The 8,580-nt window shown below is 70.2% G+C and carries 7 protein-coding genes; 2 read left to right on the plus strand and 5 right to left on the minus strand.

Annotated features, from left to right (window positions below; translation table 11 throughout):
• Nucleotides 1–256: 256 nt before the first annotated feature.
• Nucleotides 257–1,522: an FAD-dependent oxidoreductase gene (locus ABZ354_RS28355; protein WP_358661539.1), complete on the minus strand. Its 1,266-nt coding sequence runs from the start codon at nt 1,520–1,522 to the stop codon at nt 257–259.
• Between the two features lie 307 nt (nt 1,523–1,829).
• On the opposite strand from ABZ354_RS28355, the gene ABZ354_RS28360 reads away from it, so the two are divergent.
• Nucleotides 1,830–3,101 carry an NAD(P)/FAD-dependent oxidoreductase gene (locus tag ABZ354_RS28360; RefSeq protein WP_358661541.1) on the plus strand — a complete coding sequence of 424 codons (1,272 nt, stop codon included), beginning with the start codon at nt 1,830–1,832 and terminating at the stop codon, nt 3,099–3,101.
• A gap of 125 nt (nt 3,102–3,226) precedes the next feature.
• Here the strand turns inward: ABZ354_RS28360 and ABZ354_RS28365 are convergent, their stop codons facing one another.
• From ABZ354_RS28365 to ABZ354_RS28380, 4 genes are all read right to left on the minus strand, one after another.
• The gene (locus ABZ354_RS28365) at nt 3,227–3,994 is read right to left on the minus strand and encodes a response regulator transcription factor (RefSeq protein WP_358661543.1); all 768 of its coding nucleotides are present in this window, start codon (nt 3,992–3,994) and stop codon (nt 3,227–3,229) included.
• Nucleotides 3,991–4,812 carry a sigma factor-like helix-turn-helix DNA-binding protein gene (locus ABZ354_RS28370; RefSeq protein WP_358661545.1) on the minus strand — a complete coding sequence of 274 codons (822 nt, stop codon included), beginning with the start codon at nt 4,810–4,812 and terminating at the stop codon, nt 3,991–3,993. The genes ABZ354_RS28365 and ABZ354_RS28370 overlap by 4 nt, the downstream gene beginning before the upstream one ends.
• 285 nt (nt 4,813–5,097) lie before the next feature.
• Nucleotides 5,098–5,487 (minus strand): hypothetical protein, encoded by a 390-nt coding sequence (locus tag ABZ354_RS28375; protein ID WP_358661547.1) that lies wholly within the window; start codon nt 5,485–5,487, stop codon nt 5,098–5,100.
• 239 nt (nt 5,488–5,726) lie between these two features.
• Nucleotides 5,727–7,181, minus strand: coding sequence for a DUF6851 domain-containing protein (locus tag ABZ354_RS28380; protein ID WP_358661549.1), 1,455 nt, complete (start codon nt 7,179–7,181; stop codon nt 5,727–5,729).
• A gap of 331 nt (nt 7,182–7,512) precedes the next feature.
• On the opposite strand from ABZ354_RS28380, the gene ABZ354_RS28385 reads away from it, so the two are divergent.
• Nucleotides 7,513–8,451 (plus strand): aromatic prenyltransferase, encoded by a 939-nt coding sequence (locus ABZ354_RS28385; protein ID WP_358661551.1) that lies wholly within the window; start codon nt 7,513–7,515, stop codon nt 8,449–8,451.
• Nucleotides 8,452–8,580 lie beyond the last annotated feature (129 nt).

Genomic DNA, 8,580 nt, shown 5'->3' on the forward strand with positions numbered 1-8,580 from the left:
CGTCGACAAATCATTCCCGAACGACGCCGTCTCCGACGTGAAACGGTCACCGGTGAGCTGCATACCATCGCCCGAATCCCCCGCGAAGCGGATGACCACCCGGTCCAGCCGACGGACGTCCTTGGCGGTGTCCCCCGTTCCCGGCGGCGCAGTGGTTTCCACAGACATACGTGTGTCAGCTCCTGTCAGTCCGGCCGGCCGTCGAGGCGGTGCCGGGTGGGCTCATGGGTTGGGAGCCGGAGCCTAACGAGGTTCGTTAGAGGGGCACTTGGGTCCCGGGCTCGCCGGGCTCGGACTGGAGCAGTTGCCGGCGGCCGGGATCCTTGGGCCAGGTGGTCGAGCCGGGCTTGCGTGCCTCGCCCGCGACGGTCCTGATGATGTGCCGGCACACGATTTCCTTGAGCTTCGCGCCGGGACGGCCGCTGATGTGGAGCCTTTTGGCGGTGTCGTTCTTGTGGGCGAGCTGGAAGATGCCGGCGCGTCGGCCGAGGCTGATGCACTGGCCGAAGAAGCCCTGGTCGAGGGGCGTGGGCGGGTTGCCGGCGATGCGGCTGAGGACGGTGTCGGCGGCGTGCGCGCCGAGGAACATGGCGGCCTGGCAGCTCATCCGCAGCGGCAGGCCGGAGGGTGCGGAGATGTCCCCGGCGGCGATGATGCGCGGGTCGTCCACGCTGGTCAGGGTCTCGTCGGTGAGTATGCGGCCTGCCGCGTCGGTGCTGAGGGCGCTGCGCCGGGCCAGGTCGGGTACGGCGAACCCCGCGGTCCAGACGGTGACGTCGCTGGGCAGGGTGCGGCCGTCGCCGAGTCGTACGGAGTCGCGGCTCACGGCCGTCACCTCGGCGCCGGGGCCCTGAAGGACGCTCACGCCGAGGCGGGCCAGGTGCTTGGCGACGTACCGCCGGCCCGAGGGGTGCAGGTACGGGCCGAGGACTTCGCCGCAGACCAGGGTCACGGCGTGGCCGCTCGTCTCCGCGAGTTCGGCGGCGGTTTCGATGCCGGTCGGTCCGGCGCCGACGACGGTGACCGCGGCCGTCGCGGGCGCGGCGGCGAGTGCATCGCGCAGCCGCCGCGCGCTCTCCAGGGTGGCGATCGGGTGGGCGAATTCGGCGGCCCCGGGAACGGCCGGTCCGGGGGCGGCGGTCCCGGGGGCGGCGGTCCCGGAGACGGCGGTCCCGGAGACGGCTTCGCCGGTGCTGTGGCTGCCGACTGCGCAGATCAGGTAGTCGTAGCCGATCGAGTCGCCGCTCGCCAGGGTCACGCTGCGGCCGGCCGCGTCGATCCGTTCCACGGTGTCGACCACCAGGTCGACGTCTGAGGCGAGGACCTGCGGGTAGTCCGTGACCGCGTCGTCCGAGCCGCACACCAGCTGGTGCAGGCGGATGCGTTCCACGAAGTGCGGGCGGGGGTTGATCAGCCGCACGGTGAGGCCTGCGTGCTGTGTCAGCCGGTTGGCCGCCATGACGCCGGCGTACCCACCGCCGATCACGATCACGGTCGCGGTCCCCTCGGTGTTCTCGGCCATGCTGTCTCCTCTCGTTGCCGGTGGCTTTGCGAGCGGGTCAGTCAGTCAGTCAGTCCGTCCGTCTCTCCTTCCCTCGGCTCTTCCCCCGGCTCTTCCCTCAGTCCGTCCGTCAGTCCGCCCGTCCTTCCATGAGCCCGCCCGTCCCGCAAGAGAACAGCTGTCTTTCGTGCTGAGCAATATCGGCGATGACATCGCCCGGCCGTCCGCTGCACTCTGGTCCGTGAACGCGCTCTGCGGGAGCGGAAGCAGAAGCAGTCTTCACGCGACTCGCGAGTGCCAACCACGTCGGAACTGGGGAAGGTCTCGCATGTCGTCCACTCTGTTCGGGTTTCCTGACGAATTCGACGTCATCATCGTCGGTGGCGGCCCCGGCGGTGCCACCACCGCGGGGCTTCTCGCCAAGCGCGGTCACCGGGTTCTCGTGCTCGACCGGGAGCGTTTTCCGCGCTATCACGTCGGTGAATCCCTGATTCCCGGCGTGATGGTGCCGATGGAGGAGCTCGGTCTCACGGAGCGCATGGAGGCCAAGGGATTCGAGCGCAAGTACGGCGGCACCCTGATCTGGGGCAACAACGAAGTTCCGTGGAATTTCTCGTTCACCACGGGCGGACGTATCCCGTACGCCTTCCACACCCGCCGTGCCGACCTGGACGCGCTGATTCTGGACCGTGCGCGGGAGCTGGGTGCCATCGTCGTGGAGGACGCGACGGTGAAGGACACCATCGAGGAGGACGGCCGCGTCGTCGGCGTCCGCTACGCCCTGCGCGGCCTCAACGGCACCCACGAGGCCCGGGCCCGCATGGTCGTCGACGCCTCCGGTCAGGCGCGGGTGATCGGCCGTAAGTACACCGAGGTCAACTGGAACGAGCAGCTGCGCAACGTCGCGGTGTGGACGTACTTCGACAACTGCCACCGCCTGCCGGGCGACGAGTGGAGCAACATCCTCATCGAGGGCACCCGCGACGGCTGGTTCTGGGGCATCCCGATCGACAAGGGCGTCTTCAGCGTCGGCTACGTGACGCGCTCGGAGGTCGCGAGCGACTCGGACAAGTCCCTCGAGGACCTGTTCAAGTCCGAGATGCAGACCACGACCAAGCTCAAGGAACTGCTGAAGGACTCGACGCAGGCGGCGGGCTACCGCTCGGCGCGTGACTGGTCGTACACCCAGGACCGTTTCCACGGGAACGGCTGGGTGCTGGTCGGCGACGCCGCGGCGTTCGTGGACCCGCTGTTCTCCACGGGTGTGGCGCTGGCGACGCTGGCGGCGAGCTCGCTGTCGAAGGTCCTCGACAAGATCCTGGAGCACCCGCAGATCGAGGAGAAGGCGCTCGACCGGTACACCAACTCGTACCAGGAGTTCTTCCACGACATCCGGCAGTTCGTGGAGGGCTTCTACGACCGGTCGAAGACCAAGGGCTTCTACTTCAACATGGCCCAGGACGTGGTCGACCCGGAGAAGAAGAACGACGCGGAGGTCGACTTCGTGAAGCTGGTCTCCGGGCTGAGCGGTCGCTCCGGCGGCCTGTTCGACGTGGAGCTGGACGACCTGGTCGCCGACGCGACGCCGGCCGGCGAGTGACGACGGCGACAGCGACGGTGACGGCCTGAGCGACAGCGACGGCCTGAGCGAACGATGCGGCAGCCCCCGGTTCCACCGGGGGCTGCCGCACTGTGTGCCGTACTCCCGCAGGGTCCTCGGGGCCTTCACGTCGCGTGGTTTTCCGGGGCGACCAGGCCGGACGCGTAGGCGAGGCCGACGAGGTGGACGCGTCCGCGGGCGCGCAGCTTGGACTTGGCGCGGTCGATGTGGGACTTCACGGTGAGCGGGCTGATGACCATGCGGTCGGCGATCTGACGGGTGGACAGCCCGCGCGCGACCAGGGCGACGGCCTCGCGTTCGCGGTCGGTCAGTTCCCCGAGGCCCGGCGCGGTGGGCACGGAGAGCGGGCGGGCGACGAGACGGTTGATGAGTTTGCGGGTGACGGAGGGGGCGAGCAGGGCGTCACCGCGTGCGACGACGCGCAGCGCGTGCAGGAGGTCGGCGGGGGCGACGTCGTTAATGAGGAGCCCGGCGGCGCCGGCCCGCAGCGCCTCGAAGACGTGTACGTCGGAGCCGTCGCCGGTCAGGACGACGACGCGGGTACGGGGCAGGGCGGGGTCGGCGGCGATGCGCCGGGTCGTCTCGATGCCGTCGACGACGGGCAGCCGGATGTCGGTGAGCACGATGTCCGGGAGGTGCCGCCGGGCCAGTTCCAGGGCCTGACGGCCGTCGGCGGCCTCGGCGACCACGTCGATGTCGTCCTCGGCGTCGAGCAGTGCGCACAGGCCGCTGCGCAGCAGGGGTTGGCCGTCGGCCAGCAGGACACGGATCGTGCCGGTCGCGCGGCCGGGGACGTCATGGGGGGTGGGGGCGCCCGCCGGGGCGGCGTCGTTGGTGGCGGGGGTGTCGTCGTCCGTCGTGGGGGCGGTCATGCCATCTCGCCCTCGTCGCCGAGGTTCGTCGCGTCGAAGTCCGTCGCGCCGGTGTTCTTCGGGCCGGTGTTCTTCGGGTCGCCGACCCAGCGGACGGTGTGGATGCGTCCGTCGAGGAAGTCGAGTGCCAGGGCGCCCAGCACGGTGCCGCCCCGGTCGCGGAAGACGGCGCCGGGGCCGCCGTCGACGTCCTGCGGGTGCATGGTGACGTCGATGCGGAGCAGTGCCGGGACGATCGCGGTCAGGACCCGGGCCACGTGGTCGGTGCCGACGATGTGGCCGGGCCAGGGCAGGGTCGTACCGCCACCGCCATCACGGCCGCCGCTGCTGCCTCCGCTGCCGCTGCCGCCGCTGTGGACGGACACGGAGGCGGCGAGCTGGCGGCAGGCGGTTTCCGAGCAGCCGACGGCGGAGGCGATACGGGCGCTGTCGCAGCCGAAGATCTCCTGGAGGACGAAGACGGCGCGTTCGAGGGGGGACAGGCGTTCCAGGAGCAGGACGGCCGCGGTCGACAGGGTCGCGGCGAGTTCCGGGGGCTGCTGCGGGTCGTGACCGGGGTCGTCCGGCAGGGGTGCGCAGGGCCAGGGCCCGGCGTGGGTGTCCTGTCGTACGCGGGCCGAGCGCAGGACGTCCGCGCAGATCCGGGTGACTTCGGCGGACAGGTATTCCCTGGTCCGGTCGGGCGGGGCGGGGGCGGATGCGTAGCGCAGCCAGGTCTCCTCGACGGCGTCCTGGGCTTCGCCGACGCTGCCCAGGATGCGGTGGGCGAGGGAGAACAGCAGGGGCCGTGCCTCCTCGAACTCTTCGATCCGGCTCACGCGAGCCCCTCCTTGACCACGACGGACAGCGCCCGCCCCGCTCGTCGGGGGAGGTGCTCGCCGCGTTCACGAGACGAGACAGCCCCCGCGTCAGTGACATGAGGGGGTGAGGGGCACGGGGACGAGACCGCCGCCGGGAGGGCGCGGCAGACCGGCGCGCCCGCCCATCGAACGGGGGGATGGAGGGGCGGGCGCGAGGTCTTGCGCGGCCACTTTAGGGGCGGCGGGTCCGCACGTCCCGGCTGCGCCAGGGACCTTCGAGCGCGACGGAAGCGAGAGTCGAGTTCAGGCGGCCGTGCCGAGGTCACGCGCGTCCTGCCGCTGGTAGTGGGCGGCGTACACGGCGAGGAAGGCGGCGAGTCCGCGTACGCCGTGTACGCCGCGGGCGCCGGGTTCCAGGCAGGTGACGGGGACGTACCGGCCGAGACCCGCCACGAGGGCGCTGTGGGCGCGCAGGGCGTCGGCGGCCAGCTCGCCGGGCGGCCGGCGGGCGGGGCCGGGGTCCGGGTGGGGGCCGGCCATGGTGAGGGCCTCGGTCCAGGCCAGGGAGGCCAGTTCGGCGCGGCGCGCGTGCCGTCCGGGGGTGGGCGTGGTCGCGCTCAACGGCTGCACCGGCGCCACCGGCCCGATCGACTGCATCGGCCCCATCGGCTGCATCGACTGCTTCGGCTCCATCGGCTTCGGCTCCCGTCGGTTCGGGTGGTCTCCTGGTCCGGTTCTCCGGGGTGGGGGTGGACAGTACGAGGTCGTCCCGACCGTGGTGTGTCTGCCGGGTGGCGCCGCCGCCCACGAGCAGCGGCGGCGCCCGGCGTGCCGGCGGCGCTCCAGGAGGCGGCGGCTGCCTCGGCCCCCGTCCTGGCGGTCCCGGCCGGTCGACCGACCGGCCGGTCAAGCAGCCGGCCGTACTCAGCCGGTCAGCTGTCGACGTCGCCGTTGACGTGGCGCTGGATGAAGTCGTGCGCCAGGTCGCCGAACTGCGCGCCGAAGGCGATGGACTTCTGGGTCGTCTCCCTGAAGGCGACGCCCGCCCAGACCCGGCTCTCGGCGCAGTCGTCGACGAAGTCGGTCCACGTCTCCCAGTTGAGCTTGAGGTCGCCGGACGGGACGGTCCCGGGCTCCGTCTGCGCCGACCCGGCCGGGAAGGCGTGCGTCCAGTCGAGGAGGTCGTCGCCGAGGAAGCGGCGGGCGGCCTGCGCCTGGGCGGAGCACAGCGTGGTGAACGCGGACGGGTACTCGGGGTGGTTGCCCTCGGGCAGGTAGCTGGACCACTCGTCGGCGGGGATGTCGGTGACGGTGCCCTTGCCGGGCCCGCCCCAGGCGGTCACCGGGGTGGTGCCGTAGACGTGCCGGACGGCGCTGAAGGGGCGTACGGCGTCGTAGGCGTGCTTGTGGTGCCAGACGGCGATCAGGTTGTCGAAGCGCGCCAGGGAGGTGGTGATGAACAGCTGGGCCCAGCCGTCGAGGTCGAGGTCGTGGGCGAGGGCGGCGGCGCGCGGCGCCCAGGTGAGGGAGACCGGGGAGTGCTCGAAGAACTCCGCCTTGACCTTCTGCTCGTCCGTCAAGGCGGCCGACGCCTCGAGGACCTCGTCCACGGCGCGCTTGTACGCCTCGGCGTCGGTGTGGTCGCTGTGGCCGGGCGCGGACAGCTCGAACTCGCCGGGGTCCCGGAAGGTGACGGGCTTGACCAGGCGCAGCTGCGGGGTGGCGAACTGCTGGACGGCGAAGATGCCCTTGTCGCCGGGTCCGCCGCCGACGCGGCGCTGGTGCGGGCCGAGGGCGGGCTGCCAGCGGGAGGGGTCGGTCAGCTCGTAGGCGGTGTTGACGGGGGTGTAGCCGGTGTAGTCGGCGTAGGGCCGGCCGTTGTAGGTGCGGCCCTTGTCGCCGAGGTGGTTCATGCCGTCGTGGAGGCGGGCGGCGACCACGGCCTTGCCGGCGAGGTTGCCGATGCCGACGGGGGTGGTGGGGTCCTCGGACTCGTCGTCGGGGTTCAGGCCGATCGCGGCCATGGCCATTTTCATGACCGGTGCCCGCTCAGGGAAGGCGACCTTGACGACCTGGTACGAGGCGTGGAAGCCGGCGATGTTCTTGTTCCGGTTGGTGGCGGACTCGGCGGCGGGGCGGCGGTCGATGCGGGAGTACACGCCGACCGCGGTGGGGTGGTAGGGCGCCAGCGCGTCGAACCACGACACCTGGAACAGGTAGGTGATCCAGGTGTAGATGGACGTGTCGCCGGGAGCGATGGCCTCCGCCGGGGGGAAGCCGCCGCCGCCGTTGGTGGTGATCAGGTCACGGATGAAGTTTCCGTTGTCGAAGTCGAATTCGATCTTGAAGGCGGCCGGTGCCTCGGCAGAATGGCCGGACGTCGTCATGGGTCATGTCCTTTTCTCAAAACAGGGAGCTACAGTCGTGAACTCCGCCCGGAAACAGCGCGTACTACACCTGCCGGAGGATAACCACCCGCGCTAGAGCTTCAATGGAAAGCCGCTATATTTCCCGGCCGGTACGAATGTCAATGGGAAACGTTAGGCAATAACTTGACAGGCCGTGCCTCAAACACCGATGCTGCCATAGAGCGGCGAGCAGGGGGCACACCTTTCACGGTGTCGGTGCGGCCCGTCCGGACGATTCGCTTCCCATCCGAAGTGCCAATGATCTGCCCCGATTCGCATAGACATTGAGATTGACACTGGAGGACGACGAATGACCGGGACAGAGCAGCTGGAGAATCTTTACTCCGCCATGGAGGAAACAGCTGGGCTGCTGGACATCACTCCCTCTCGCGACAAGGTCTGGCCGATCCTGAAGGCGTATGAGGAATTCCTCGAGGAGGCCGTGGTCGCTTTCCGTGTGGCGACGCGCGACACGAGTGACCTCGACTGCCGCTTCACGGCGTTCCCGCAGGGCTTCGACCCGTACGCCCGCGCGGTCGAGCGGGGTCTCATCGAGAAGACGGACCACCCCGTGGGCGGTCTGCTGGCGGAGCTCGAGGACCGCTTCCCGGTGCTGTGCCACGGCGCGGACTTCGGTCTTGTCGGCGGCTTCAAGAAGACGTGGACGTTCCTGCCGGTCACCAATCTGCAGAAGGTGTCCGACCTCGCCGAGTTCCCGTCGATGACGAGCAGCCTGGCGGAGAACTTCGACTTCTACGCCCGCTACGGCCTGGAAGACAAGCTGAGCATGGTGGGGATCGACTACCCGAGCCGGACGGTCAACGTCTACTTCCTCGGCGCGGACCCCAAGTGCTACCAGCCGGACACCGTCCGCGCGATGCTGCGCGACATCGGACTGCCGGAGCCGAGCGAGAAGATGCTCCAGCACGCCCAGAAGTCGGGCGGCATCTACACGACGCTGAGCTGGGACTCCCCGAAGATCCACCGGATCACGTTCGCCTCGCTCCTGCCGGACTTCCGGGACCTGCCGGCGCGGTTCGACGTCGAGCCGCGGATCGACAAGTTCTCGCAGAACGTCGGCATCACATACGACGCCGGCGGCAAGGGTCTCGGCCTGTACAACGTGGCGTCGTACTCGGGCGGCGAGTACTTCAAGCTCCAGACGTACTACCAGATCAGCAAGAGCTCGGTGGAGGGCAAGGCCCTCCTCGGACCGGGCGCGGCGGCAGCGACGGGCGGCGCCAAGTAGCCCGGCGACCGGCCCGGCTCCCGGGACAGACCGTGCGGACCTGCCCTCTGGACCGACGGAGTCGCCACCGTCACCCTCGCCCGGCCCGACAAACTCAACGCCCTCACCTTCGGCGCCTACGCCGACCTG

This window comes from Streptomyces sp. NPDC005925, from assembly GCF_040638805.1.
GTDB lineage: Bacteria > Actinomycetota > Actinomycetes > Streptomycetales > Streptomycetaceae > Streptomyces.

Excerpts from the sequence above, each read along its gene's own strand:
- ABZ354_RS28355 (WP_358661539.1), bottom strand. The coding sequence starts at position 1,522 with ATGGCCGAGAACACCGAGGGGACCGCGACCGTGATCGTGATCGGCGGT.
- ABZ354_RS28365 (WP_358661543.1), bottom strand. The coding sequence starts at position 3,994 with ATGACCGCCCCCACGACGGACGACGACACCCCCGCCACCAACGACGCC.
- ABZ354_RS28360 (WP_358661541.1), top strand. The coding sequence starts at position 1,830 with ATGTCGTCCACTCTGTTCGGGTTTCCTGACGAATTCGACGTCATCATC.
- ABZ354_RS28385 (WP_358661551.1), top strand. The coding sequence starts at position 7,513 with ATGACCGGGACAGAGCAGCTGGAGAATCTTTACTCCGCCATGGAGGAA.
- ABZ354_RS28375 (WP_358661547.1), bottom strand. The coding sequence starts at position 5,487 with ATGGAGCCGAAGCAGTCGATGCAGCCGATGGGGCCGATGCAGTCGATC.
- ABZ354_RS28380 (WP_358661549.1), bottom strand. The coding sequence starts at position 7,181 with ATGACGACGTCCGGCCATTCTGCCGAGGCACCGGCCGCCTTCAAGATC.